The sequence below is a fragment of the Bacillus sp. JNUCC-22 genome (genome assembly GCF_018861275.1).
GTDB classification, from domain to species: domain Bacteria; phylum Bacillota; class Bacilli; order Bacillales; family Bacillaceae; genus Bacillus; species Bacillus velezensis.
The window spans coordinates 3,660,157-3,685,638 of record NZ_CP076408.1 but is presented as its reverse complement, the minus strand read 5'-3'; the positions used below and the strand labels follow the sequence as shown (position 1 = coordinate 3,685,638).

The window sequence follows — 25,482 nt, the reverse complement described above, 5'->3', positions numbered from 1 at the left end:
TACTTTTCGGATTTTTGACACAAAAAAACCTTTTAAGATTCAACTTAAAAGGTTTTTCATCTCAAGCGAGCCATAACAGCCATAAATAAAGTCCGATCAGGGTGATGAATAACGTCGGAATGGTTAATATCAGACCTGTCTTGAAATACATTCCCCAGGAAATTTTCACGTTTTTCCGGCTTAGCACGTGGAGCCATAACAACGTCGCCAGCGATCCGATCGGCGTGATTTTCGGCCCGAGGTCCGAACCGATAACATTCGCGTAAATCAATGCTTCTCTCATCAGCCCGTGAGTTTCCGTTCCGCTGATGGCTATGGCGTCAATCATCACCGTCGGCAGGTTATTCATAACGGAGGAGAGGATCGCCGCGATAAACCCCATTCCGAGTGTGCCCGCAAACAAACCGTGATCCGCCGCTTTCTGTATAAGCTGAGAAAGAAGATCCGTCAGTCCGGCATTCCGCAAGCCGTACACGACAACATACATGCCGACAGAAAAAAACACGATGGCCCACGGGGCGTCCTTGATGACTTGTTTCGCAGGGACGGCGGGGCTTCGCTGCGCCAGAATGAGAAAAATGACCGCGATGGAGCCGGCAACGAAGGAAACGGGTATCGACAGCAGTTCGCTGACGAAATATCCGATCAATAAAACGGCCAGCACAGCCCACGATAACCGGAAAAGGCGTTCATCCTTAATCGCGGATGCCGGATGTTTCACAAGACCGGTGTCATACCGTTTCGGAATGTTTTTTCTGAAATAGAGATACAGCACCAAAATGCTTGCCGCCAGAGAAAAAAGGTTGGGCACCAGCATGCGTGATGCATATTCAATGTATCCGATATGAAAGTAATCGGCGGATACAATATTGACCAAATTGCTTACAACGAGCGGAAGCGAGGTGGTGTCGGCGATGAATCCTCCGGCGATAATAAAAGGAAAAACCAGCTTTTCAGGTAAATTCAAAGCCCGCACCATCGCCAGTACGATCGGGGTCAAAATGAGCGCCGCTCCGTCATTGGCAAACAGGGCGGAGACAACAGCCCCTAAGACCGACACATAGAGAAACATCCGCAGCCCGCTGCCTTTGGCCGCCATGGCCATATGCAGCGCGGCCCACTCAAAAAAACCGATACTGTCAAGAATCAATGAAATGATAATAATGGCGATAAAGGCAAGTGTCGCATTCCAGACGATTCCCGTCACTTCCGCGATATCGTGCAGGCTGACTGCTCCGGCGATCAAAGCGAGGACCGCTCCGCCGCAGGCAGACCAGCCGATTGATACATGTTTCGGCTGCCATATGACAAACACAAGTGTCAGCACAAAAATCAGCGCTGATAAAACCGCAACTCCCAAGAATATATCCCCCTTACCGGCATGTAACAGTGACTTCTTTTTGCCGCAATGTCTGTAAAACTTCGTCCTTTTCATCTATCTGCTGCAGAATCGAGCAAACCAGCGCGTATTCCGGACCGGACGGATGAATGGCATAGTACCGCCACTGACCCTCGCGTCTTTCCCGCACAAGGCCGGCGTTCTTTAATTTCCGCAAGTGCTGGCTGATGCCGGGCTGACTTATATCAAAAATAGCCGTCAGCTCGCAGACACAATATTCCTTATCCTTCAGAAGCTTCAGCATCAAAAGCCTCGTCGGGTCGCTTAGAAGTTTGAGGCACTGGCTGATCCCTTCGGAACTTAAAGCATTATGCCTCCGTTCCATGCGCTCACTCCTTTTTTATACTATTATATAAGCAGATGTTTATATAAGTAAACGACAATATAAAAAAGCCGGCCTTGCACTTTTTGCAAAACCGGCTCATGTTTATTTTTGGAACAGTTTTTTCGCTTCATCCATTGCTAATTTATTTCCCAGTGCTGAATAATCAAGCCAAGGCTGATCGGCAATTTTATAGACGTGGTTTGCTTTCACGGCCTTCAGCCCTTTCCATACAGCGCTTTTTTGCAATTCTTTATAGGCTTGCTGTGATTTGTCGTCTCTGTTAACGACGACGAAAATCGCATCTGCGTTGTAATCAGGCAGCACTTCTTGAGAAATGACTTCATAAGGGCGGGAGGTGTTCATTTCTTTAATGCCGTCAGCCGGTTTCAGCTTCAGATCGTCAAACAGAATCGGTCCCATCGGACGGCGTGTGCTGAAGACGCGAAGCTCTTTTGCGTTCACGCGGATCGCCATGACTTTGGAGTTTTTCCCTAATTCCTTATTCATCATGGATCTGACTTGTTTTGTTTCATCTTCGTAATCTTGAATAAATGTTTTCGCTTCTTTTTCACGGTTGACGATTTTTCCGATATCTTTTAGATGATCGCGCCAAGTGCCTTTATCAAGGTCGAAAACGTGTGTGTTTCCGATTTTCTTGTATTTTGACACATCTTTTCCCGCAAATTCTTTATCAAGATAAATGTTGTCTGGATTCAGCTCAAGTAAAGCTTCCATATCCGGGTCTGAGGCAGGTCCGAGTTTTTTCGTGTCTTTCAGCTGATTTTTCACATGAGGGAGAAAATCTTTTAATTCTCCGCCCACGACGGAACCGGCAGGTGTAACGCCGAGAGCCAGCAGATCATTTGTCAGGTGAATGGACATCGAAGCGATTTTATGATCGCCGGATTTCTTTTTTGACTCCGGCTGTGTTGAATCGGATTGGCAGGCAGCCAATAAGAAAATACACATGAAACTGACGAGCGCAATTATTTTTTTCATGGGAATACTCCTTGTTTTATGATTTGATTTTCATGACGAGATAGAGAAAATACGGCGCGCCGATGGCTGCCGCAACCACGCCGGCCGGAATGGCGTTCGGCTGAAACAAAGACCGGCCGATGGTGTCTGCCGCGACAAGAATGACGAGTCCGATTAATCCCGCAATCGGGATAATATGCTGATGCATGGTGCCGACGAGCCGTCTTGCCAAGTGAGGGGCGGCAAAGCCGATAAAGCCGATTCCCCCGGCCATCGCGACGCTCGCGCAGGACAAGCCGACCGCTATGGCGATCAGCATGATCCTTTTTCTCTGCACGTGTGCGCCGAGCCCCGCGGCTGCCTGGTCACCGAGCATTAAAATATTCAAAGAGCGGGCGTTAAGCCATGCAAGCGGTGCGAGAATGCCGATCCAGGGCAATAGCGACCACACGTGAATCCAATCCCTGCCCCAGACGTTTCCCACCAGCCAGCGGGAAGCGAATGTATAAGTTTCTTCATTCAGTCGCAGCGACATAAACAATGTAACGGCGCTGAAGCCTGCGGAAACGGCGATCCCGACTAACAGCATGCGGATCGTTAAAAAACCGTTCAGCCTGTCGTACGTAAGCACTACGATCAGCAGGGCGGCGAGTGTTCCGCCCGCAAACGTAAACAGCGGGATGAACATCGATGCCTGCGCCTCCAGGGAATGAAAGAACGTGATATACATCATCAAACCGAAGGAAGCGCCGGCATGCAGTCCGAGAATGCCCGGATCGGCAAGCGGATTTCGGGATACACCCTGCAAAATAGCGCCCGACACTCCTAAACCGATGCCGGCCAGCATCGTCACCAGAATCCGGGGAAGCCGGTAATCGAATAAAACGGTTGTGCTTTGAAACGTGCCGTATCCGAACAGCGTTTTTCCCACCGTGAGAGGAGAAAGCCGGAATGAGCCCGTATGCAGCCCGATCAGAATAATGCAAACGGCGATGACCAGCAGAATGAGTCCTGCCGCCGCCGCTTTTTTTGTTTCTTTCTGCACTTTCATTTATAAGTCTCTCCCTTCCTTGCGGGCAATATAAAGAAAGAAAGGGACACCGACAAGTGCGACCATAATGCCTATCGCCAATTCCCTCGGGGGACTGACCGTGCGCGAGGCCAGGTCAGCCAAAATCAATAGAATCGCGCCGAGTAACGCGGACATCGGAATAATCAGCCTGTACGTAACGCCGACGATCTTTCGCGCGATATGGGGAATGACCAGCCCGACGAAGCCGATCGCGCCGGCAGCGGAAACAGACACACCGGCAAGAACGACGGCGATCATTAATCCGGCGGCACGCGTCAGAGCCGTGTTCACCCCTAAATTCGCCGCCACGTCATTTCCCATTGAGAGAAGGGTGACGGACCGGCCCATGAATGTCGCGAGAATGATGAAGACCGCAATCACGGGAACAAGGACTTGTAAATGAGTCCACTTGATCCCTGACACCCCGCCGGCGTACCAGAAGGCCAAATCCTGGCTTAAATCGTAATAAATCGCCACACCGGTACTGAGTGAATGTAAAAGAGCGGCCACGACCGCCCCGGCAAGCGTCACTTTTAAAGGTGTCATGCTGCCTTTTCCCGCCGCACTGATAAAGAAAATCAAGCCGGTGCTTGCCAGTGCTCCCAAAAATGACATCACCATCAGCAGGGCGTATGATAAATGAGGGAAAAAAGCAAAGCTGAGCGCAACAACAAACATGGCGCCCGCGTTTACGCCTAAGACACCCGAATCGGCAAGCGGGTTTCTCGTGACACCCTGCATGAGGGCGCCGGCTGCGGCAAAAGCGGCTCCTGTAACGGCCGCCCCGAGCACCCTCGGAAGACGCAATTCATGAATGATCTGCTGGCCCGTTATATTCGGATTGTAATCAGCAACAGCCGACCAAACCGTATGTAAAGTAATGTCTTTCGCACCGAATGAGACGGCGAAAAAAATAGATACAAGCAGCCCGATCACCGCGATCAGGAAGAAAACCCCGTTTTTTAAGATGCTGATCAGACGGTTTGCGGACCTGACAGAATCGCTCAAAAATCAATTCACCTACTTTTATGATCATTGTCCGGTATTTATTGAACATGAGAATCATTTTCATTTGAACCATCATATTATACCGAGCCGATTTTCAAAACGCAATAGAGCGTTCAACAATAATGTCCTTTTTTTCTCTCATGTTTATATTGTAAAAAAGAAGTGAAAAACGTGAAAGAGGAAATCGCTATATTCAGAAAGGAGGGAGGCAAATGGCGGGAGAACGAAAGCCTTTGCCGATTGAATTTTACCAGAAACCGTCAGTGGAGCTTGCCCCTTTATTGCTCGGCTGTCTCTTGGTGAAGGAGACGGATGAGGGAACGGCTTCAGGTTTTATCGTGGAAACGGAAGCTTATATGGGAGCGGAAGACCGGGCGGCGCACAGCTTCGGCAACCGGCGCACGAAACGGACGGAAATTATGTTCCATGAGGCGGGCCGCATTTATACATACGTCATGCACACTCATACATTAATGAACGTCGTCGCCGCGGACATCGGCATTCCGCAGGCCGTGTTAATCAGGGCGGCGGAGCCTCATGAAGGACAGTTCCTGATGGAGAGCAGGAGACCGGGCAGACCCCCGAGAGAGTGGACAAACGGCCCGGGAAAACTGACGAAGGCGATGGGCATTTCAATGAACGACTACGGCGGCATGATCACGGAACCGCCGCTGTATATTACGGAGGGCTTTACGCCTGAGCATATATCAACAGGCCCGAGAATCGGGATTGACAACAGCGGAGAAGCCCGGGATTATCCGTGGCGCTATTGGGTGACGGGGAACCGGTATGTCTCACGCTGACCATGTTTATAAACGCTGATAACAGGGGAAAGACAAGGTAAAAGAAAGGGGATTCAGACATTGAAAAAATTTTTCAAAACGATTATCAAATGGGCGCCCGTCATCTATCCGATCATCAGAAAAATCATAAAAGAACGGAAGGCATCTAAGCGGAACCGCATGTCCGCATCCCGAACAGCCGGCTGATCCGGCTGTTTTTTTACGGGCTTGGCATCGGATTGCCGCATTGACTTGAAATCCTCCCCATTATAGAATTTACATACATTTACCCCTTCCTCATTCTTTTTGCCCATTTTTCACGTCTGCATCTGATCTGATAGGAGGTTTTTCTCATGCTTCATGGGCGGCTTCGTGAACTTCTGCGCTTGCTTTTAGCTGCTGAAACACCGGTTACAAGCTCAGTCATCGCTGCAAATGTAAAGGTAACGACGCGGACGGTCCGCAATGACATAAAGGAACTGCAAACCATTGTAGAAAAACACGGCGCATCCATTCAATCTGTCAGAGGGAGCGGCTATAAGCTGCTGATCCGGAATGAGCAGCCGTTTAAAAACTGGCTTCAGGACAATTTCCAGCAGAACAGCACCGTGCCGATTTTTCCCGATGAACGGATAGATTACCTTATGAAAAGAATGCTTCTGGCCGACGGCTACCTCAAGCTGGATGACTTGGCGGAAGAACTGTTCATCAGTAAATCCACACTTCAATCTGATTTAAAAGAAGTCAAAAAACGGCTCCGCCCCTATGACATCATTTTGGAAACAAGGCCGAACTACGGCTTTAAGCTGCGCGGCGAAGAGCTCCGCCTCCGTTATTGTATGGCGGAATACTTAGTGGACGACCGCGAGCCTGAGCCTGATCTCCTGAGTGAAAAGGCCGGTATTCTGCCGAAAGACGACATTCATGTGATCCGCACAGCCATTATGAAGCAGGTTCGAAACCATAAGATCCCGCTTTCTTTCTTCGGCCTGAACAATCTCATCATCCATATCGCCATTGCCTGCAAACGAATCCGGACAGAAAACTATGTATCTCTCATTCCGGAAGATCTTCATGATATTAAGCTTGAAACAGAATATCAGTCAGCGGAAGCCATCGTAAAAGAGCTTGAATCTGCGCTTTCGGTCACCTTTCCCGAACAGGAAACCGCCTATATCGCCATTCACCTGCTCGGGACAAAGCGCATGACCCAGTCACAACTGGAAGGAAAAGAGCTTACAAGGCTGATAGACGGGGAAACCAGCCGTTTGACGGAGGCCATGATCGAAGCCATTGAGCGGGAGCTGAAGCTCGGAATCACGGACGACAATGAGCTGAAAGCGGGTCTTGCGCTCCACATCAAGCCGGCGATTAACCGAAACCGGTACGGAATGAACCTGAGAAACCCGATGCTCTCCGCCATAAAGGAAAATTATCCGCTCGCATTTGAAGCGGGAGTGATTGCGGGAATCGTGATCAAGGAGCAAACCGGCATTGATATTCATGAGAATGAGATCGGATATTTGGCGCTTCATTTCGGAGCCGCCATTGAAAGGAGAAAGACGGAACGGCCGCCTAAACGCTGCTTGATTGTCTGTGCGTCCGGCGCCGGCAGCGCACAGCTTTTAAGAGAAAAGCTCCGTTCCCGGTTCGCAAAGCGTCTTGAAATCGTCGGAACGGCTGATTACTGCAGCCTTGACCAGCTTTCCTTTGAGTCGATTGATTTTGTGGTCAGCACAGTGCCGATCAAAAAAGACCTGCCCGTTCCCGTATTAAAGGTTCATACGCTGTTGGGCGGCGGGGATTTTACAAAAATCGACGCCATGCTGGAAGAAAAGCGGGAACAATTGAACTTTCTGAAACCGGAGCTGGTATTTTTGCAGCAGGATCTGGAGACGAAGGAGGACGTCATCCGTTTTCTCGGACAGCAGGTTGCAGCAGCCGGCCTCGCTTCTGATTCTCTGACCGATTCTATTTTTGAAAGGGAAGCGATTTCTCCTACGAGTTTCGGCAATCTTACGGCGATTCCGCACCCGCTCGTTCCGCAGACAGACACGACGTTTTGGGCGGTATGCACGCTGAAGAAGCCGATTGACTGGGCGGATAAGCGTGTCCAATTTGTCTGCCTGCTCTGCGTCGAGAAAGAAAGCAAAGCCGACCTCCAGCATATGTACAAATGGCTCGGCGGCATGTTAGATGATCCGGCCGCGGTAAGCCGTCTCTTAAAATGCACAACCTATCAGGAGGTTTTACGAGTATTCAGAGACAAACGATCAGAGAAAGACCGGGGTACACCTTTTTTCCGTTAACAGCGGAAAAAGCCTGAGTAGTTATGAAAGCGATTTCATAATATGATGGTACTAACATCGAGACATACAAAATATCAAACTTTCAGGAGGTCTTTTACATGAATATATTACTCGTTTGTGCAGCAGGGATGTCAACAAGCTTACTCGTCACCAAGATGGAAAAAAGCGCGCAGGAACAAGGAAAAGAATATAAAATCTGGGCGGTGTCAGGCGATTCAGTCAACCAGCATATTGATAAAGCGGACGTATTGCTGCTTGGGCCTCAAGTCCGTTATTTGCTTCCGCAGCTGAAAAAATTGGGTGAATCAAAAGGAGTGCCGGTTGAAGTCATCAATACCGTCCATTACGGCACATGCAACGGAGCGGAGGTTCTGAAATCAGCGGAACAGCTCGGAAACGCATCGTAGAAAGGGGCGGGCCGTGTGAATAAGGTGAACCAGTTTTTAGAAGAGAAAGTCATGCCCATTGCCGGAAAAATTGCCTCCCAGCGGCATCTGCAAGCATTGCGTGACGGGATCATCCTCACCATGCCGCTTATCATCATCGGTTCATTTTTTCTGATCATCGGCAACCTGCCGATTCCGGGATATGCGGATTTCATGGCAAAGACGTTCGGAAGCGCCTGGTCTCAAAAACTGCAATATCCGGTTGATGCGACCTTTGAAATCATGGGTCTTGTCGCCGCTTTCGGAATCGCCTACCGCCTGGCCGAAAAATACGGGGTGGATGCATTATCGGCCGGTGCGATATCTTTGGCGGCGTTTCTCTTGGCAACGCCGTACAAAGTTCCGTTTCTGCCTTCCGGCGCCAAAGAGGAAATCATGGTCGGCGGCGGCATCCCGCTGTCTCTCATGGGAAGCAAAGGGCTGTTTGTCGCGATGATCATCGCCATGCTGTCGACGGAAATTTACCGCCTGATCATCCAGCGGAATTTCGTCTTCAAAATGCCGGACGGCGTGCCTCCTGCGGTCAGCAAATCGTTTATCGCTTTAATTCCCGGTTTTGCCGTCATCTTTCTGATCTGGGGCGCGCGTTTAATTGTCGAAGCGACACCGTTTGAAAGCCTTCATAACATTGTAAGCGTTGTACTGGGGACACCGCTCTCGATTCTTGGGGGAAGTCTCGGCGGAAGCCTGATAGCCGAAGCGGTTCAAATGCTCTTGTGGGCGTGCGGATTACACGGGGCGAACATAGTCGGCGGCGTCATGGCGCCGATCTGGTTCGGAGCGATGGATGCCAACCGGATTGCGTTTCAGGCGGGCGATGCGCTTCCGAATATTTTCACCCAGCAGTTTTTTGAAATCTGGATCAACATCGGCGGAAGCGGCGCGACACTGGCGCTCGTGGTCACCATGTTTCTCCGTTCGCGAAGCAAGCAGATGAAGCAGCTTGGGAAACTCGCCATCGGGCCGGCCGTCTTTAATATTAATGAGCCGATTATTTTCGGGATGCCGATCGTCATGAACCCGATGCTTCTCATTCCGTTCATTATCACACCGCTTGTCACACTGGTCTTTACCTATATCGGCATGAGCACTGGCCTCGTCGCCAAACCTGCCGGCATTGCCGTCCCATGGACGATGCCGCCGATTTTCTCCGGCTATCTTGCCACGGGCGGAAAAATATCAGGGGCTGTCATGCAGGCGATTAATATCATCACAGCATTTATCGTGTACTATCCGTTCTTCAGAATGTGGGATTCGCAAAAGCTGAAAGAAGAAAACGAACTTGAACAATCGCAGGCGCCAGCCGTACAGGGAGACGAAAAAGCCGTGCTGTAGAGAAAGGGAGTGAAACACATGAATGAAAAAATGGAACAGACCATTTTTCAGATCATCCTGCATGGCGGCAACGGCAGAAGCGCATCAATGGAAGCCATTGCCGCCGCAAAGCGGGGGGACAGAGCCATGGCGGAAGAAAAGCTTCAGGAAGCCGCAAGGGAACTGACGGAAGCCCATCATTATCAGACAGAACTGATCCAAAATGAAGCCGGCGGAGAAAAAACAGACATGACGCTTTTAATGGTGCATGCGCAAGATCATTTAATGAATGCCATGACCGTGAAAGACTTGGCCGCTGAGTTAGTCGAGATTTACGAAAAAGTGAGTCTGCAAGGGGGAGCAAAAATATGACAAAAGGAATTAAAATTGTAACGATCGGCGGAGGTTCAAGCTATACACCGGAGCTTGTGGAAGGCATCATTAAACGCTATGAGGAACTGCCTGTCAGAGAATTATGGCTCGTCGACATTCCCGAAGGCGAGAAAAAACTCAATATTGTCGGCACGCTTGCAAAACGCATGGTCGAAAAAGCGGGTGTTCCGATAGAGATTCACCTGACGCTTGACCGGAGAGAAGCCTTGAAGGATGCGGATTTCGTAACGACTCAATTCCGCGTCGGCCTTCTTGAGGCCCGCGCCAAAGACGAACGGATTCCGTTAAAATACGGCGTAATCGGCCAGGAAACAAACGGTCCGGGCGGTTTATTCAAAGGGCTGCGCACCATCCCGGTTATTCTGGAAATCGCGAAAGACATCGAAGAGCTTTGTCCGAATGCATGGCTCGTGAATTTCACAAACCCTGCCGGCATGGTTACCGAGGCCTTGCTCCGCTACTCGAATCTCACAAAAGTCGTCGGCCTCTGCAATGTGCCGATCGGCATTAAAATGGGCGTCGCAAAAGCATTGGACGTGGATGTCAGCCGGATCGAAGTGCAATTTGCCGGGCTGAATCACATGGTCTTCGGATTAGATGTTTTCTTAGACGGCGTCAGCGTGAAAGATCAAGTCATTGAAGCCATGGGAGACCCGAAAAACGCCATGACGATGAAAAATATTTCAGGGGCGGAATGGGAGCCTGAATTCCTGAAGGCGCTCGATCTGATTCCTTGCGGCTACCACCGCTATTATTTCAAAACGAAAGAAATGCTCGAGCATGAAATAGAAGCGTCACAGACGGAGGGCACACGCGCCGAGGTCGTACAGAAGGTTGAGAAAGAACTGTTCGAACTGTACAAAGATCCGAATCTCGCCATTAAACCGCCGCAGCTTGAAAAACGGGGCGGAGCGTACTACAGTGACGCGGCCTGCAACCTGATCAGCTCCATCTATAACGACAAACATGATATCCAGCCCGTCAATACGATCAACAACGGCGCGATCGCCAGCATTCCGAATGACTCAGCGGTCGAAGTGAACTGTGTTATGACGAAAGACGGTCCGAAACCGATCGCCGTCGGTGATCTGCCGGTGTCTGTCCGCGGACTCGTCCAGCAAATCAAATCATTTGAGCGTGTCGCCGCTGAAGCAGCCGTCACGGGAGATTATCAAACGGCGCTACTTGCGATGACGATCAATCCTCTCGTCCCGTCAGACTCCGTGGCAAAGGCCATTCTGGATGAAATGCTTGAGGCCCACAAAGAACATCTGCCTCATTTCTTTAAGTCGATTGAAGCATAAGAGCAGTAAAAAACCCGGATTCGCTTCCGGGTTTTTTGCTTATTTTGATTCGCTTAGTGAGGCGACTTCCGTCGTCCAGCCGAACACGTCGGCTTCCGCGCCTTTTTGAATGCCTGTAATGGTATCGTACAATTTCTTCGAGATCTCTCCGGTTTCACCGCTGCCGATGACAAGACTTTCATCATTCCAGATCAGTTCGCCGACCGGAGAAATGACCGCCGCCGTACCGGTTCCGAATATTTCTTCCAATCGGCCGTCACGATGCGCCTGGATGATTTCATCGATCGAAATCTTCCGCTCAGACACAGTCAGTCCCCAATGTTTGAGAAGGGTGATGACGGAATTTCTCGTAATTCCTTCAAGAATGCTTCCGTTCAGCTCCGGCGTCACGATCTCGCCGCTGATCTTGAAGAAGATGTTCATGCTGCCGACTTCTTCGATGTATTTTTTCTCAATGCCGTCAAGCCATAAAACCTGGGAAAATCCCTTCTCTTCCGCAACCTGCTGCGCTTTCAGGCTTGATGCGTAGTTGCCGGCGGTTTTCGCGTTTCCGGTGCCGCCTTTGACGGCGCGCACGAATTCGTTTTCCACGGCGATTTTTACCGGTTTAATGCCTTCTTTGTAATAAGAGCCGACCGGGGAAAGAATGATAAACAGCTTGTACGTATGGGATGCCGCTACACCGAGGAAAGGCTCAGTCGCAATAATAAACGGACGGATATAAAGGGAAGTGCCTTCCGCTTTCGGAATCCAGTCTTTGTCGATGGCTACGAGCTGTTTCAGGCCTTCAAGAACAAGCTCTTCATCAATGAGCGGGATGCAAAGGCGGTCATTTGACTGGTTCAGGCGCTCCATATTTTTCTCCGGTCTGAACAGAAGCACTTCCTGATCCTTCGTTACATACGCTTTAAGCCCTTCAAAAACGGTTTGGCCGTAATGATAAACCATGGCCGCAGGATCCATTGAGATGGACTGATAAGGGATAATTCTCGGATCATACCAGCCTTGATCGGCGTCGTAATCCATAACAAACATATGGTCGGTGAAAATTCTGCCGAACGCAAGGTCATGGGGGTCCGGTTTCGGTTTTTTGGCTGAAGTCAATTCAACACGAATATCTTGTTTCATAATGTTCTGTCTCCCTATTGGTGTTATTGTCAAACTTATTTGAAAATAATTTATATTCTATTGTATACCTTCAACAAATATTCGCAATAGTTTTCCTCAAATTTGTGAAAAAATCAAAATCACATAAAAAGCAGGGGAGAGAATGCCCCCTGCGTGTTCGTTTTTACGTATTCTGTCATCACCGTGCTCAGTGAACCGTCACCTTGCCGGTTTTGTAAAACTGCTCCATTGCTTTATCGACGTACACCCAGCCCTTCCAGGCGATATGGATGGTGTCTTTCATAAAGTACGGATCATATTCGTGCCCGGATAAGTCGGCAACCTGAAAGCCCTTCGCTTTAATTTGCTTAGTGACTTTTTTGTAGTAATCAGTCCGGCCTTTTTTCGGGAAGCCGGTGTAGTCATACCATTTTCCGTTGACCGGAATAACCACGAACATCGGTTCAGCGCCTGCATCTTTCAGAATGTCCAGCATATCCTCAAAGTCGTGATATTCGACTGATTTGGCGTATGTTCTTCCTTTGTTGATTCCTTTCACTCTCTTTACTTTCTTCTTAATCTTTTTATAAGAAGCGTCATCGATATAGAAAGGATTGGACTTGGAGCTCCGTTCTCCTAATTGAGCGGCGGCTGTTTTTAACTCTGACCACGATTTCCCTTTCAGGTTTTCAGAGATCGTCCGTTCAGGGCCCTTGTTTTCTCCCATTGAATAATAAAGATCTTTTTTCTCAAGCAGAGAATAATAAGCTTTGGCAGCCGGCATGACCGCTTTCACTTTCCATGATTGTCCGTTGACCATTCCCTTGTACAATTCAGAAAGGACGGCATCATGCTGAACGACTTTAAAACGGAGCATGCGCTTCATCATGTTCTTTTTGACCGCGGGATCAATCTGGTTATTAAATGCTAAATCCAATGCCTGAAGTGATGAAAAATTCGGCGCAAAGTGCTGTTCATCAGAACCTTTTTTGATAAACCATTGCGGAGAAACAATGAATACCAGTTTTTTGCCCTTCAGCTGCTGATAATGCGCCGCAAAGTTCACGGCGTGTATCAAGGATTGGTCCCCGCCTTTTCCGACAAGATAAGGCGTAAAGCCTTGGTTGTTCACTTGGAAATAGTTGGACGGGTGAAACTCATCCAGTCTTGAAAGCTCGGAAGAACCGAAAATCGGCAGATACTTCGAGTCTTCGAACATTTTGTTTTGAAGATAGAGTCCCTGGAACATATTCGGATTTAAGGCTGCCGCCGACTCTTCGACACGTTTTTCAGGAATGAAGCGCGTAAGCCATGAAGCCGGAACTGCGATAGCTCCGACAAACAGGACGAACGCTAAAATAATTGGTCCAAAGAAACGCTTTTTCATTTACTTCAACTCAGTCAGTTTGTTTACAATGTTGTTTGGCGTATTCCACTCGTCACGGTCAAATTCAGTGATCGGCACTGTAATGCCGAAGCGGTTTTCGATGGCGACCAGCAGCTCTACAGTTCCGAAAGAATCAAGCAGTCCTTCTTCAAAGATTTCAATATCAGGATTTTCTTTCACAGCGTCCTCCTGACAAACTTCAGCTAATACGTCTAATACTTCCTGTTTAAATTCCATGTGTTTTCAATCTCCTTTAGTGATGAAATGGTTTTCCTGAGAAAATATAAAATCCGAAACATACGAAATGGAATGTGATGACGATGGCTAAAAAGGCCGTAAAACGATTGGCGGGCAGCCACTTGTATTTCTTATTCCATTTCTCAAAAAAGTTATACCCGGTCATTAATACGGCGTGGTACAGGCCGTATACAATATATTGCAGGGCGAGTCCGTGCCAGACGCCCATCAGCATGAACAGCAGGAAATACCCGATGTTTGAGACGGCCATCCGGTTCTTTATCCATTTTTTCTTTGTCATCCAGAAAACAAAGCGCATAAATACGTAGTCTCTGAACCAGAAGGATAAGGACATGTGCCAGCGGTTCCAGAAGTCTTTAATGTTTTTGCTGATAAACGGCTTATTAAAGTTTTCCGGAGATTTGATACCCATGATATAGCTTACACCGACGGCAAACATCGTGTAACCCGCAAAATCAAAAAACAGGTACAAGCTGTATCCGTACATGTACAGCACATTACCCCACAGTTTGCTGTGGGTGATATGAGACAGATTCATAATGAAATACGTGTTAATCGCATATCCGATAATGAATTTGTATAAGAAACCGATAAAAATTTTATGAATGCCGGTATACAGTAAATCAGCGTATTCTCCCTTTGTCCATACTTTCTGTTCGTCCTTGGCAAATCTGCGGTATCTGTCGATCGGACCGGAAGAAATGGTCGGGAAAAACATTATAAAGTACAAAAGGCGGTGAAGCGGCATTTTTTCTTTAATCAGCCCGTCTCTCGTTTCCATGATCAGCTGGACGCCTTTAAATGTCAAATAAGAAATTCCTAAGAAACTGATCAGGTTATGAACCGGGTGATGAGGCGCCGGCGGAAAGAAAAACGGCCATAATTTAGATAAAAACAGGGGTAAAATGGACGCGATCACGGCCATACTGAAGACAAAGCCGCTGTTGGCTTTCAGTCTGTAAGCGAGATAACCCCTGATTAAAAGCACCTGCCACAGCGTAAAGATACATAGTGCGATCACGCCGTGCAGATCATGCGCGAAAATCAAAGCCAATACGATGATGGATATAAACATGTTGTATCCTTGGAATCTCTTGCCGTTCAGCCCTAAAATAATCGTCGGCAAAAGAAGGATTCCAAGTAAGATAAAGAAGAAAAACGAGCTGTAAGGCGTCATACAAGAACCTCTTCGCCAATGCGTTTACGGTCGATTTTTCCGTTCGCAGTCATTTGAATGTGATCCTGATAAATGAATTTTCTCGGAATCATGTAGGCCGGAAGCGAAGCGGCCAGTTCTTTCTTAATGGCGCTTGTCAGCTGGAATTCTTTTTCAAAATCATGTTTTTCAGGCACGATGGCGGCAATTAAATATTCGACAGGTCCGTTAGGCTGATACGGGATGACAACCGCCGTGCGCACATATTGAGACTGCCTTACATGTACTTCGATTTCCTCCAGCTCCATGCGGTAGCCGTGAAGCTTAATCTGGAAATCAAGGCGTCCTTGGCAGAAAATCTGACCATCCTGAACATAACCGGCATCACCCGTGTGATATGCCCACTGGCCGTCGATCGGGAAAAACGCTTTTTCCGTCAGAGAAGGCTCTCCGAGATAGCCTTTGCTCACGCTCGGGCCCGCGATGATGATTTCCCCTTTTTCTCCGTCCGGAAGCTTATTCCCGTTTTCATCCATGATGAAGATATCCATATCGGGTTTTGCAAAACCGACGGGCAGAGATTCATTTTCATCGATAATCTGCTGCGTAATTTCAACGGAGGTGACGGCAACCGTTGTTTCAGTCGGGCCGTATGTATTGAATACGCGGGCCTTCGGAAAACGGTTTAGCAGTTCCTGTGCCACGGCAGCCGGAAGCGCTTCTCCGCAAAACATAAATACTTCTGCCTCAGGCAGGAGCTCCTGCGTAAAGCCGGGGTCCATCAGACACATTTGGACGAAAGACGGCGTCGATGTCCAGACGTTCAGTTTGGATTTCTCCAGCTCTTCAAATAGTACTTTCGGTTTATTGATTTTGTCTTTCGTTACGCAATGCAGCGTACCTCCCGTTTGAAGCGACGGGAAAATGTCCATGACAGATAAATCAAAAGAAAACGGCGCTTGGTTTAAGAATATCTTACCATCGCCCACAGGAAAATCCCTGCAGATCCAGTCAGTGAAGCTTTGCAGGTTATCAGCCGATATCTGCACGCCCTTCGGATTTCCCGTGCTGCCGGACGTGTAAATAATGTAAAACGTATCCAGCTCTTTTACCCAGTTCTCACGGCTGAGGTCTGCATCTCCGTCAGCTGCAAGCTCTTCGGGCGTAACGGTTTTAATCAGATTGCTTCCCGTATCGACTGCATCGCCCGATACGCTGATAAGCAGCTCTGCGCCTGAGCTTTCAATGATTTTGACGATCCGCTCCGCCGGAATGGAAACATCGACAGGGATGTAAGGGCGGCCCGCTTTGACGCTTCCTAAGAAAGAAACGATCATATTCGGCTCCATATGTCCGTAAACGAGGACAGGCGCTTTCGAACCGTCAGCTGTATGTTTTTGAATGCCGGACGCAACCCGCTCCGACAAATCCCATAATTCCCCGTAAGTGAGGGAATGATCTAAGGAACGAAACGCTTCAGCCTGCGGCTTGGCGTCTGCGTATGTTTTTATAGCATCAAGTAGTTTCATAGTTATCCTCCCCGATTAGAAATCGTTGTAAATATAAGTGCCGGTATTCGCTGTATGAAATCCATACATCCAAAAGAGCAATACTAATATCAGAAAATAAAAGCCCGTATGAAACGTCCATTTGATCAATGTATTTTCATAAGCACGTTTTAATTTTTGCATCATATTCAAAATTCCTTCCCCGCGTATTCAATAATTACACCAGTATATGACGATTAGATTAACAAAAAGTTTCAAAATATGTCTAATATCCTAAGCTTAAAATTTCCTTAAAAATGAATGAGGAACAAAAGGATGGAAAACACGCATGTATAAATTGGCAAATGATCATACTAAAAAGGCGCTGTTCAGGCGGGATTTTTAACTTATCGTAAATATAAACGAGGTAAAAAAATTTTGGCGGCTTTTTCTTAAGCAGGCTTGTGCCGAACCCCAATGGAGAAGGGCGAAAAGCCGTTTCCGGCAGGATAGCCGATAAAGCGCCGCATCTTGTGAAATGAGGAAGAAATTATTATGATAGATAAGGTAGCAGAAAACGTGAAAACCCCAATTCAACACTACTGTTATCGGCTGACTGTGAAAGCCTTTTAATAGAAAGGAAGAGGAAAATGAATCAAAACAATATGGGGGGCAGCCAAAAGACGCCCGAGAAAGAAAGCATGGGCCGCATTTTGTGGCAGCTAACCCGCCCTCATACATTGACGGCATCGTTTGTGCCCGTACTTCTCGGCACCGTATTGGCGATGTTTTACGTAAAGGTTGATTTCCTGCTGTTTTTGGCCATGCTGTTTTCCTGCCTTTGGATCCAGATCGCCACGAACTTATTCAATGAATATTACGATTTTAAACGCGGTTTAGATACGGAGGATTCCGTCGGTATCGGCGGAGCGATCGTCCGCCACGGCATGAAGCCGAAAACAATTCTGCAGCTGGCGCTCGGCTCTTATGCGATTGCCCTCGTGCTCGGTGTTTATATCTGCATGAGCAGCAGCTGGTGGCTTGCGGTTATCGGCCTTGCCGGCATGCTGATCGGCTATCTGTATACGGGCGGCCCGCTGCCGATTGCGTATACACCGTTCGGGGAACTGTTCTCCGGCATTTGCATGGGCTCTGTATTTGTCCTTATTTCTTTCTTCATTCAGACAGGCAGAATTAATGAACAGAGCATTTTGATTTCTATCCCGATCGCCATCTTGGTCGGAGCGATTAACCTGTCCAACAATATCCGTGATATTGAGGAAGATAAAAAAGGCGGACGTAAAACGCTGGCCATTTTGATGGGGCATAGAGGGGCCGTCATGATACTGGCCGCATCTTTTGCCATCGCTTATATCTGGATCGTCGGTCTTGTCATCATGGGTTACACAAGCCCGTGGCTGTTCCTGGTCTTCCTGAGCGTGCCGAAACCCGTTCAGGCCGTGAAAGGCTTTGTGAAAAACGAGATGCCGATGAACATGATTATTGCGATGAAATCAACGGCGCAAACCAATACATTCTTCGGATTCCTGCTTTCAATCGGACTCCTGATCAGTTATTTCCGCTGATCAAATGAAAGGCAAATGCCATAACCGGCATTTGCTTTTTTTTATGACATAATCTTCACGATATTGTAAAGAACCTGACCGCGGACTGACACGTCTCATATATGGACAGCAAAGCAAGGAGATGAAAAAAATGGACTTGTCAACAGCCCATATGGATGATTTGAAAACGGTCATGGAAGATTGGAAAAATGAATTATTAGTTTATAAATTCGCTTTAGATGAGCTGGATACGAAGTTTTCTATCATCAGCCAGGAATATAATCTGATTCACGGGCATAACCCGATCGAGCATACAAAATCACGCGTAAAAAGTTTCGAGAGTATCGTCAATAAACTGATGCGCAAAGGCTGCGATGTGACGACGCAGGAAATGAAAGAGCATATTCATGATATTGCGGGTCTCAGGATTATCTGTTCCTTTATTTCCGATATTTATAATGTCGCTGAGGTTTTGAAGCAGCATAAGGACCTGAAGATCGTAAAGGTGAAGGATTATATCAAACATCCGAAGCCGAACGGCTACCGCAGCCTGCATTTGATTATTGAAATTCCCGTTTATTTGACGAATCGTGTGGAATATGTGAAGGCGGAAATTCAAATCCGCACCATTGCCATGGATTTTTGGGCGAGCCTTGAACATAAAATTTATTACAAATTAAATAACGAAGTCCCAAAGCATCTGACCGACGAGCTGAAGGAAGCGGCGGACATCGCCCATTATTTAGACGAAAAGATGCTTGGAATTAAGAAAGAAGTCGATTAAACGATTGACGCATCACAAACAGCTGGACCGCTTTTATGTGCAGTCCGGCTGTTTATTTATCCGTTTACGCGCAGCTGTACAAATTTTCGCTTACCCACCTGAATCGTCATGCCGTCTTCTGCGGGAATGACGGTATGAAGGGCATCCGTTTTCTCCCCGTTCACTTTGATTCCGCCGTTTTGAATCATACGGCGTGCTTCGCTTTTTGAAGAAAAGAGTCCAATCGTGACGAGCAGCTCAATAAGGGGCACGGTCTTTTCTCCGTCCCATATGACGGTTTTCATATCTTCAGGCAGGCTGTTTTGCTGGAAGACACGTTTGAAATGCTGTTCTGCCGCATCTGCCGCTTTCCTGCCGTGGTACATTCTGACGATTGTACCCGCTAAGATCATTTTGGCATCTCTCGGATGAAGCTTTCCTGATTCCAAATCCTTCTCCATCTGTTTTTTCTCCGCAGGCTCTAGATCTGTCGCTAAATGAATATATGTTTTCATCAGGCTGTCCGGCAATGACATCGTTTTGCCGTACATGTCGTTCGGATGCTCGTCAATGCCGATGTAGTTGTTTTTTGATTTAGACATTTTTTCAACGCCGTCAAGACCCTCCAAAAGCGGCATGAGGATGACGACCTGCTTTTCTTTTTTGTAGCGTTCTTGGAAATGGCGGCCCATCAGCACGTTAAAATGCTGGTCCGTACCGCCGAGTTCGATATCGCTTTCGAGAACGACAGAATCGTAACCCTGCATCAGCGGGTAAAAGAATTCGTGAAGTGAGATCGGTTTTTGCATGGCGATGCGCTCCTCAAAGTCGTCGCGCTCCATCAGACGGGCGACAGTAATTTTCCCCGCTAATTCAATCACATCTTCCAGATTCAATGTCTTCAGCCATTTTGAGTTGCAGTGAAGTTCAACTTTGTCTTGATCCAGCACCTTGCCAAACTGTTCAAAATAGGTTTTGGCATTGTGCTGGACTTCTTCATCAGTCAGCTGTTTTCTGGCTTGCGACTTCCCCGTCGGATCACCGATTTTTCCGGTAAAGTCCCCGATAACAAGCTGTATGATATGGCCGTTTTCTTGAAATTGGCGCAGTTTGTTTAACACGACGGTATGGCCCAAGTGGACGTCGGGTGCGGACGGATCAAGGCCGAGTTTAATGTTCAGCGGCTTGCCGGATGCCACTGATTTGGCGATTTTATTTCTCAATTCTTCAGGCGGTATGACGTCCGCGGCGCCGGTCATGTACAAATCCAGCTGCCTTTGCACTTCTTTTTCCTGATCATTCGTTAAAGTGATTGATTCCATCTTTTACATCCTCCTTTTTTTAGCCAAACAAAAAAGCCGCATCCCAAAAGGGACGTGGCTGTATGCACGCGGTACCACCCTGATTGAAGACGACGTCTTCCGCTCATTCGAATAACGGTTTCCCGTTCTTTGCTACTGAAGTTCACAAAGAAAGCTCAGGGAGGTAATTCACGTTTGTCTTTGTGCCGGCTTGCACCATCCGCCGGTTCTCTGAAACAGGGAGACAATCCGCTACTGATTCCCGTCATAGCTGCTACGTTATGAAATTGTCAGCGATTTTTTGCAGCAGGGCGGACAGCGTTTTTTGTTCCTGTTTATCCAGACAGGCCGTCAGTTCAATTTCCCCCTGATGAAAGTCGGGGTACAGATCTTCAATAACCTTTCTGCCCTCATCGGTAATACTGACGAATACAAGCCTGCGGTCTCTTTTGTTCGTTTGTCTGCTGCATAAGCCCTTCTTCTCCAAAGTGTTCAGGACATTGCTCGCCGTCGCCGAGGTAATTCCGGATAGAGCGGCTATCCTTCTTGTATCAAGCGTTTCCCATTCACAAAGGTCATACAGGATGGAAAACGCCGTCCATGATAATTTGTGTGCCGACAGCACCTCTTTCTCCATTTTTACACGGAGCTGCTGGGCGGACCGATAGAGTGCAGCGGCAATATAGGCCGCCTCTTTGTTTTTGCCGGATAGATCGGAAAAAGGCCTGTTCGGCTTCTTATTGTCTGATCCGGCATCGTTGCGATTCGTCAATGGCGTCATGCTCCTTTTTATTGTCAGAATCATTAGCTATGAAATGAATTTTAACAGAGAATGCAAAAGATATCAAATCGCAAACAGCACATTCCCGCAGAAAAAATGTGTAAGATCAAGGTTTACTTTTTAAAAAAAGGGAAAGACATTTGTACAACAAAAAGGGAGATGAATATCAGTGGGAAAGAATGAAACAATGCATATCGTATCATGTGCCGATGATCATTATGCTCGTCATTTGGGTGGGATGTTCGCTTCTTTATTGATGAATATGGATAATACAAGGAATGCCAAATTATATGTGATCGACGGCGGAATTACTGCCGAAAACAAGGACAAGCTTGAACAGACTGCGATGTCATTCGGGACGCCGCTTGAATTTTTAGAAGTAGACGCTGATCAATACAAGCATGCAGTCGAAAGCAGCCACATTACAAAAGCAGCTTATTACCGCATTTCCATCCCTGATTTAATTAAGGATGAGTCCGTAAAGCGGATGATTTACATTGATTGCGATGCAATTGTGATGGAAGATATTTCGGTTTTATGGGATATGGATATTTCCCCGGCAATAGTTGCGGCGGTAGAAGACGCCGGACAGCATGAAAGACTGAAAAAAATGAATATCAGCGACACTGCCAAGTATTTTAATTCCGGCATTATGATTATAGATTTCGAACCTTGGAGAAAACAAAATATTTCCGAAAAGGTGATTGATTTTATCAACGAAAACAGCTCGGAGGATTTTCTCGTGTTCCATGATCAGGACGCGCTTAACGCGATCTTATATGATCAATGGCATGAACTGCATCCGCGCTGGAACGCGCAGACGCATATTATCATGAATGAGAAAACACCTCCTGAACTGATCGACCGTATACGTTACAGAGAAACACGTGCCGAACCGGCCATCGTCCATTTCTGCGGCAGCGACAAGCCTTGGAATACAGGCACCTCGCACCCGTATCGTGATCATTATTTCCGATATATGTCCTTTACGAAATGGAACACGATCGACCGCCCGGCCATGAACCAATAGGCAGGTGTGATGAAAACGCTTGTGAAGCCGTTATCCGGCTCATAAGCGTTTTTTTTATTATTTCACCCGAATCGCACGCATGCGTTTTTGCAGGCCGGTCTTTTCGGCAGACGGCTTCAATCGGCTGACTGCTGTTTGTGCCGCTGATTTTGCTTTTTTAGTCTTGGTTTTTTCCGCCGCTTTTACTTTGTCTCTAGCCTGCTGTCGGTTGAGTTTATCTTTTATCCGGCCAAGCCGTTTTTCCAGAGCGGTTTTTTCTTTTCCCGGCTGGATTTCGCTGACTGCTTTTTGGGCTTTTGCGGTGCTGGCCTCAGAGGTCTTTTTTTCCGCCTGCTTGACGCTGGCCTCAGCTGTTTTCAAAAGGCTTGAATTGACAGCGTTCAGCCGCTTTTGCAGCCCTTTTTTCTCTGAACCGGCCGGTAATTTGCGAATGGCGCTTTGTGCGGCATTGACGGCGGTTTTTTTCTTTTGTTTTTCGGCAGTCCGGACTTTGTCTCTTGCGTCCGTCACATTTCTTGCCGTCTGAACTTTATTGATCCGGGACTCGAGAGCGGTTTTTCCCTTTGACTTGGACAGCTTGCTGACGGCCGTTTTTGCTTGATTGATATCTGCCTGTTTTTTCGTCTTTTCCGCTTTTATTACAGCCCGTTCGGCAAAGCTCTTTTGCTTTACGTGATATTGCACCAGGCCGTACCCAAATCGGCTGTCACGTCCGGGAGCGCCCAGATCTTTGACGTTTTGCTGCATCTGCTGCCGGAGCTGTGTATTTGTTTCCTCGGGATATTTCTGCCTGAGCAGCGCGAACATGCCGGTGACGTGGGGTGCGGCTTGAGATGTGCCGTCAGCCGCGGCGTACATTTGATTCAGGTACGTGCTCGTAATATTGGTGCCGGGTGCGGCAAATTCAATTTGTTTTCCGGTCGTGGAAAAAGCCGCGAGCCCGTTTTTTTCAGTTGACGCTGAGACTGCCGTTACGCTGCTGTAGGCGCCCGGATAATTGACGGGTTTTTTGTTGCCGTCGTTTCCTGCGGCGGCTACGATCACGATTCCTTTTTTGTATGCTTTGTCTACGGCGTCGTGAAGAATTTTGCTGTCTGCGTTAGTTCCGAGGCTCATATTGATGATGTCCATTTTGTTGGCGATCGACCAGTCGATCGCTTTAAGAAGGCTTTTAAGATCCCCTGCACCCTTTCTGTCTAATGCTTTAACCGCATATAACCGGACATCCGGCGCGATGCCGTCAATGCCGTATCCGTCATGTTTTGCCGCAATGATTCCGGCGACATGCGTCCCGTGTCCATTGTCATCTTTGTATGAAGAAGTATAGCTGACTGCGGAATAGCCTCCGGCAATGGAAAGGTCATCATGAGGGTAAATGCCGCTGTCAATGACAGCCACTTTAACCTTTTTTCCCGTCAAGCCTTCTTTCCACGCCTGCTTGACCTGAGTCGGTTCTATATCCCATTGCGGCAGCGCGTAACTGCTGCTTTGGGCCGCTGATAACGGGCGGATATCAGAACCGCCTGCTGCCTGAAAGGATACATTGTCTTCTACATATAAGATGTCAGGGTCCTGTTTCAGGTCTTTCACCGTTTGTGAATCGGCTGACACGGCGACTGCCGGGAGATGCTGATAGGTCTGTTCCACATCCGCTCCGCTGTCTATGGCGGATTCCTTGCCGTTTTGATTTTTGTACACCACGATAACGTCCCGGTCGTGCGTCTCGGCGTGCGCGGGCGCCGCGGCGGAGAACAGGCCGGCGCACAAGGCCGCGGCCATTATCGGTTTCAGGGTGTGATACATTGTGATTCCCCCTTTTTCTTTATATATCGGCAGTGCGGAATTCTTTTTTTCCTGAAGGATAAGGAAAATTTCTGTATGCAAATGTAAGCGTTTCCAAAATATGATGGAGAAAATGCTTTAAGACATCTGCGCAATGAACTCAAAAAGGGGGTTTTTGATAAATGAGTACGTTCAATCGGGTCATGGAAGAAAAAATCATGCCTGTCGCCGGAAAAGTCGCCGGCCAAAGGCACTTAAGAGCTTTGCGGGACGGCATTATTTTGACTATGCCGCTTATCATCATCGGATCGGTTTTTCTGATTCTGACGAGTCTTCCGATTCCCGGTTATGCCGATTTTATGGCTGGTCTTTTCGGTGAAAATTGGGTTGAAAAGCTCGGGTATCCTGTGAATGCGTCCTTTGATATTATGGCGCTTGTCGCCGCCTTTGGGATTGCTTACCGGCTTGCGGAAAGCTATGAGGTGGATGCCCTGTCGTCGGGAGCCATTGCCCTTGCCGCCTTTTTATTGGCGACGCCGTATCAGATTCCGTTTATTCCTGACGGCTCGGCAACAGAGATTATGGTGGGAGGCGGCATTCCGATTTCGCTGCTCGGAAGCAAAGGTCTGTTTGTCGCGATGATCATTGCAATGCTGTCTACGGAAGTGTACCGGTTTATCATACAAAGAAATATCGTCATTAAAATGCCTGACGGAGTGCCGCCTGCGGTCAGCAAATCGTTCGTTGCGCTCATCCCCGGTTTCATTATTATTACGCTTGTATGGCTGGCCCGTCTGTTTATTGAAATAACTCCTTTTAAAAGCCTCCACAATGTCGTAGGCGATCTGCTGGGCACCCCGCTGTCTATTTTGGGCGGGAGTCTCGGCGGAAGTCTTATCGCCGAATTCGTGCAAATGCTGCTTTGGTCGTGCGGCATACACGGCGCGTCCATTATCGGCGGCGTCATGTCGCCGATCTGGTATGGGGCGATGGATGCCAACCGTTTGGCTTTTCAGGCGGGAGAAGCGCTGCCGAGCATTTTTACGACACAGTTCTTTCAAATATGGATTAATGTCGGCGGAAGCGGAGCGACGCTTGCCCTTGTGCTGACCATGCTTGTGCGCTCCAGAAGCAAACAGATGAAACAGCTCGGCCGTCTCGGAATCGGGCCCGCGATTTTTAACATTAACGAACCGATTATTTTCGGGATGCCGCTCGTCATGAATCCGCTGTTAATCGTGCCCTTTATCATTGCGCCGCTCTTGACCATTACGGCGACGTACATCGGGATGAGCACGGGGATGGTGGCAAAACCGGCGGGAATCGCCGTGCCGTGGACGATGCCGCCGCTGATTTCCGGTTATTTGGCGACGGGCGGGAAAATCTCCGGTTCGGTCATGCAGCTGATCAATCTCCTGATTACATTTATCATCTATTATCCGTTTTTCCGAATTTGGGATCTTCAAAAATGGAGAGAGGAACGGGCGGCGGAACAAAACGTCACTGAAGAAACATAAAAAAAACGGGCGCTTTCG

25 protein-coding genes and 1 other annotated feature are annotated in these 25,482 nt (G+C 48.1%); of the genes, 11 read left to right on the top strand and 14 right to left on the bottom strand.

What is annotated here, in order from left to right; genetic code table 11:
• Positions 1-61: 61 nt before the first annotated feature.
• The 5 genes from JNUCC22_RS18115 to JNUCC22_RS18095 form a co-directional block, all read right to left on the bottom strand.
• On the bottom strand, positions 62-1,360 hold the full coding sequence (locus JNUCC22_RS18115) for an arsenical efflux pump membrane protein ArsB (RefSeq protein WP_061581630.1): 1,299 nt from the start codon (positions 1,358-1,360) through the stop codon (positions 62-64).
• 13 nt (positions 1,361-1,373) lie between these two features.
• Entirely contained in the window at positions 1,374-1,724 is a 351-nt protein-coding gene (locus JNUCC22_RS18110; protein ID WP_108654954.1) for an ArsR/SmtB family transcription factor, read from the bottom strand.
• Between the two features lie 102 nt (positions 1,725-1,826).
• Positions 1,827-2,723 (bottom strand): ABC transporter substrate-binding protein, encoded by an 897-nt coding sequence (locus JNUCC22_RS18105; RefSeq protein ID WP_108654955.1) that lies wholly within the window; start codon positions 2,721-2,723, stop codon positions 1,827-1,829.
• A 16-nt stretch (positions 2,724-2,739) separates the two neighbouring features.
• The gene (locus JNUCC22_RS18100) at positions 2,740-3,753 is read right to left on the bottom strand and encodes a FecCD family ABC transporter permease (RefSeq protein WP_007407745.1); all 1,014 of its coding nucleotides are present in this window, start codon (positions 3,751-3,753) and stop codon (positions 2,740-2,742) included.
• Positions 3,754-4,752, bottom strand: coding sequence for a FecCD family ABC transporter permease (locus JNUCC22_RS18095; protein ID WP_223252816.1), 999 nt, complete (start codon positions 4,750-4,752; stop codon positions 3,754-3,756).
• A gap of 242 nt (positions 4,753-4,994) precedes the next feature.
• On the opposite strand from JNUCC22_RS18095, the gene JNUCC22_RS18090 reads away from it, so the two are divergent.
• From JNUCC22_RS18090 to licH, 7 genes are all read left to right on the top strand, one after another.
• Positions 4,995-5,585 (top strand): DNA-3-methyladenine glycosylase, encoded by a 591-nt coding sequence (locus JNUCC22_RS18090; RefSeq protein WP_060562370.1) that lies wholly within the window; start codon positions 4,995-4,997, stop codon positions 5,583-5,585.
• 60 nt (positions 5,586-5,645) lie between these two features.
• Entirely contained in the window at positions 5,646-5,771 is a 126-nt protein-coding gene (locus JNUCC22_RS19650; RefSeq protein WP_003150859.1) for a hypothetical protein, read from the top strand.
• A gap of 146 nt (positions 5,772-5,917) precedes the next feature.
• A complete protein-coding gene (gene licR / locus JNUCC22_RS18085; RefSeq protein WP_216061974.1) occupies positions 5,918-7,873 on the top strand; it encodes a transcriptional regulator LicR in 1,956 nt (651 codons plus the stop codon).
• Between the two features lie 98 nt (positions 7,874-7,971).
• A complete protein-coding gene (gene licB, locus JNUCC22_RS18080) occupies positions 7,972-8,280 on the top strand; it encodes a PTS lichenan transporter subunit IIB (RefSeq protein WP_003150863.1) in 309 nt (102 codons plus the stop codon).
• Between the two features lie 15 nt (positions 8,281-8,295).
• Positions 8,296-9,654: a PTS cellobiose transporter subunit IIC gene (celB, locus tag JNUCC22_RS18075; protein ID WP_012118765.1), complete on the top strand. Its 1,359-nt coding sequence runs from the start codon at positions 8,296-8,298 to the stop codon at positions 9,652-9,654.
• Positions 9,655-9,672: 18 nt separating this feature from the next.
• Positions 9,673-10,005 (top strand): PTS lichenan transporter subunit IIA, encoded by a 333-nt coding sequence (gene licA / locus JNUCC22_RS18070; RefSeq protein WP_003150867.1) that lies wholly within the window; start codon positions 9,673-9,675, stop codon positions 10,003-10,005.
• A complete protein-coding gene (licH, locus tag JNUCC22_RS18065; RefSeq protein ID WP_014419213.1) occupies positions 10,002-11,330 on the top strand; it encodes a 6-phospho-beta-glucosidase LicH in 1,329 nt (442 codons plus the stop codon). The genes licA and licH overlap by 4 nt, the downstream gene beginning before the upstream one ends.
• A gap of 39 nt (positions 11,331-11,369) precedes the next feature.
• Here the strand turns inward: licH and JNUCC22_RS18060 are convergent, their stop codons facing one another.
• The 6 genes from JNUCC22_RS18060 to JNUCC22_RS18035 form a co-directional block, all read right to left on the bottom strand.
• Positions 11,370-12,461: a branched-chain amino acid aminotransferase gene (locus tag JNUCC22_RS18060; protein ID WP_150941583.1), complete on the bottom strand. Its 1,092-nt coding sequence runs from the start codon at positions 12,459-12,461 to the stop codon at positions 11,370-11,372.
• Between the two features lie 184 nt (positions 12,462-12,645).
• On the bottom strand, positions 12,646-13,824 hold the full coding sequence (gene dltD / locus JNUCC22_RS18055; protein ID WP_012118763.1) for a D-alanyl-lipoteichoic acid biosynthesis protein DltD: 1,179 nt from the start codon (positions 13,822-13,824) through the stop codon (positions 12,646-12,648).
• Positions 13,825-14,061, bottom strand: a complete 237-nt coding sequence (gene dltC / locus JNUCC22_RS18050) for a D-alanine--poly(phosphoribitol) ligase subunit 2 (RefSeq protein WP_003150875.1) — start codon at positions 14,059-14,061, stop codon at positions 13,825-13,827. It abuts the gene before it with no gap.
• A 16-nt stretch (positions 14,062-14,077) separates the two neighbouring features.
• On the bottom strand, positions 14,078-15,259 hold the full coding sequence (gene dltB / locus JNUCC22_RS18045) for a D-alanyl-lipoteichoic acid biosynthesis protein DltB (RefSeq protein ID WP_012118762.1): 1,182 nt from the start codon (positions 15,257-15,259) through the stop codon (positions 14,078-14,080).
• Complete coding sequence (gene dltA / locus JNUCC22_RS18040; RefSeq protein WP_150941503.1) at positions 15,256-16,767, bottom strand: D-alanine--poly(phosphoribitol) ligase subunit DltA; 1,512 nt, start codon at positions 16,765-16,767, stop codon at positions 15,256-15,258. The genes dltB and dltA overlap by 4 nt, the downstream gene beginning before the upstream one ends.
• Before the next feature lie 15 nt (positions 16,768-16,782).
• Positions 16,783-16,932, bottom strand: a complete 150-nt coding sequence (locus tag JNUCC22_RS18035) for a teichoic acid D-Ala incorporation-associated protein DltX (RefSeq protein WP_003150882.1) — start codon at positions 16,930-16,932, stop codon at positions 16,783-16,785.
• Positions 16,933-17,375: 443 nt separating this feature from the next.
• Here JNUCC22_RS18035 and JNUCC22_RS18030 point away from each other — a divergent pair, with 443 nt between their 5' ends.
• Complete coding sequence (locus tag JNUCC22_RS18030) at positions 17,376-18,311, top strand: 1,4-dihydroxy-2-naphthoate polyprenyltransferase (protein WP_007614633.1); 936 nt, start codon at positions 17,376-17,378, stop codon at positions 18,309-18,311.
• 130 nt (positions 18,312-18,441) lie between these two features.
• Positions 18,442-19,074: a GTP pyrophosphokinase YwaC gene (locus tag JNUCC22_RS18025; protein WP_150941502.1), complete on the top strand. Its 633-nt coding sequence runs from the start codon at positions 18,442-18,444 to the stop codon at positions 19,072-19,074.
• A gap of 56 nt (positions 19,075-19,130) precedes the next feature.
• On the opposite strand, the gene tyrS is transcribed toward JNUCC22_RS18025, so the two are convergent.
• Together tyrS and JNUCC22_RS18015 are read right to left on the bottom strand one after the other, a co-directional pair.
• The gene (gene tyrS / locus JNUCC22_RS18020) at positions 19,131-20,375 is read right to left on the bottom strand and encodes a tyrosine--tRNA ligase (RefSeq protein ID WP_216061973.1); all 1,245 of its coding nucleotides are present in this window, start codon (positions 20,373-20,375) and stop codon (positions 19,131-19,133) included.
• Positions 20,376-20,420: 45 nt separating this feature from the next.
• Positions 20,421-20,632 (bottom strand) — a binding site (T-box leader).
• A complete protein-coding gene (locus tag JNUCC22_RS18015) occupies positions 20,629-21,126 on the bottom strand; it encodes a MarR family winged helix-turn-helix transcriptional regulator (protein ID WP_032864572.1) in 498 nt (165 codons plus the stop codon). It overlaps the preceding feature by 4 nt.
• 178 nt (positions 21,127-21,304) lie before the next feature.
• Here JNUCC22_RS18015 and JNUCC22_RS18010 point away from each other — a divergent pair, with 178 nt between their 5' ends.
• The gene (locus JNUCC22_RS18010; RefSeq protein ID WP_216061972.1) at positions 21,305-22,165 is read left to right on the top strand and encodes a glycosyltransferase family 8 protein; all 861 of its coding nucleotides are present in this window, start codon (positions 21,305-21,307) and stop codon (positions 22,163-22,165) included.
• A 57-nt stretch (positions 22,166-22,222) separates the two neighbouring features.
• Here the strand turns inward: JNUCC22_RS18010 and JNUCC22_RS18005 are convergent, their stop codons facing one another.
• Positions 22,223-23,968 carry a S8 family peptidase gene (locus JNUCC22_RS18005; protein ID WP_216061971.1) on the bottom strand — a complete coding sequence of 582 codons (1,746 nt, stop codon included), beginning with the start codon at positions 23,966-23,968 and terminating at the stop codon, positions 22,223-22,225.
• 161 nt (positions 23,969-24,129) lie between these two features.
• On the opposite strand from JNUCC22_RS18005, the gene celB (JNUCC22_RS18000) reads away from it, so the two are divergent.
• On the top strand, positions 24,130-25,464 hold the full coding sequence (gene celB / locus JNUCC22_RS18000) for a PTS cellobiose transporter subunit IIC (RefSeq protein WP_007407728.1): 1,335 nt from the start codon (positions 24,130-24,132) through the stop codon (positions 25,462-25,464).
• Positions 25,465-25,482: the final 18 nt, after the last annotated feature.

Coding starts and splice junctions, on each gene's coding strand:
- dltB (WP_012118762.1), bottom strand. CDS start 15,259: ATGACGCCTTACAGCTCGTTTTTCTTCTTTATCTTACTTGGAATCCTT.
- licA (WP_003150867.1), top strand. CDS start 9,673: ATGAATGAAAAAATGGAACAGACCATTTTTCAGATCATCCTGCATGGC.
- JNUCC22_RS18025 (WP_150941502.1), top strand. CDS start 18,442: ATGGACTTGTCAACAGCCCATATGGATGATTTGAAAACGGTCATGGAA.
- licR (WP_216061974.1), top strand. CDS start 5,918: ATGCTTCATGGGCGGCTTCGTGAACTTCTGCGCTTGCTTTTAGCTGCT.
- licB (WP_003150863.1), top strand. CDS start 7,972: ATGAATATATTACTCGTTTGTGCAGCAGGGATGTCAACAAGCTTACTC.
- celB (WP_007407728.1), top strand. CDS start 24,130: ATGAGTACGTTCAATCGGGTCATGGAAGAAAAAATCATGCCTGTCGCC.
- JNUCC22_RS18035 (WP_003150882.1), bottom strand. CDS start 16,932: ATGATGCAAAAATTAAAACGTGCTTATGAAAATACATTGATCAAATGG.
- licH (WP_014419213.1), top strand. CDS start 10,002: ATGACAAAAGGAATTAAAATTGTAACGATCGGCGGAGGTTCAAGCTAT.
- dltD (WP_012118763.1), bottom strand. CDS start 13,824: ATGAAAAAGCGTTTCTTTGGACCAATTATTTTAGCGTTCGTCCTGTTT.
- JNUCC22_RS18090 (WP_060562370.1), top strand. CDS start 4,995: ATGGCGGGAGAACGAAAGCCTTTGCCGATTGAATTTTACCAGAAACCG.
- tyrS (WP_216061973.1), bottom strand. CDS start 20,375: ATGGAATCAATCACTTTAACGAATGATCAGGAAAAAGAAGTGCAAAGG.
- JNUCC22_RS18030 (WP_007614633.1), top strand. CDS start 17,376: ATGAATCAAAACAATATGGGGGGCAGCCAAAAGACGCCCGAGAAAGAA.
- JNUCC22_RS18100 (WP_007407745.1), bottom strand. CDS start 3,753: ATGAAAGTGCAGAAAGAAACAAAAAAAGCGGCGGCGGCAGGACTCATT.
- dltA (WP_150941503.1), bottom strand. CDS start 16,767: ATGAAACTACTTGATGCTATAAAAACATACGCAGACGCCAAGCCGCAG.
- JNUCC22_RS18110 (WP_108654954.1), bottom strand. CDS start 1,724: ATGGAACGGAGGCATAATGCTTTAAGTTCCGAAGGGATCAGCCAGTGC.
- JNUCC22_RS18105 (WP_108654955.1), bottom strand. CDS start 2,723: ATGAAAAAAATAATTGCGCTCGTCAGTTTCATGTGTATTTTCTTATTG.
- dltC (WP_003150875.1), bottom strand. CDS start 14,061: ATGGAATTTAAACAGGAAGTATTAGACGTATTAGCTGAAGTTTGTCAG.
- JNUCC22_RS18005 (WP_216061971.1), bottom strand. CDS start 23,968: ATGTATCACACCCTGAAACCGATAATGGCCGCGGCCTTGTGCGCCGGC.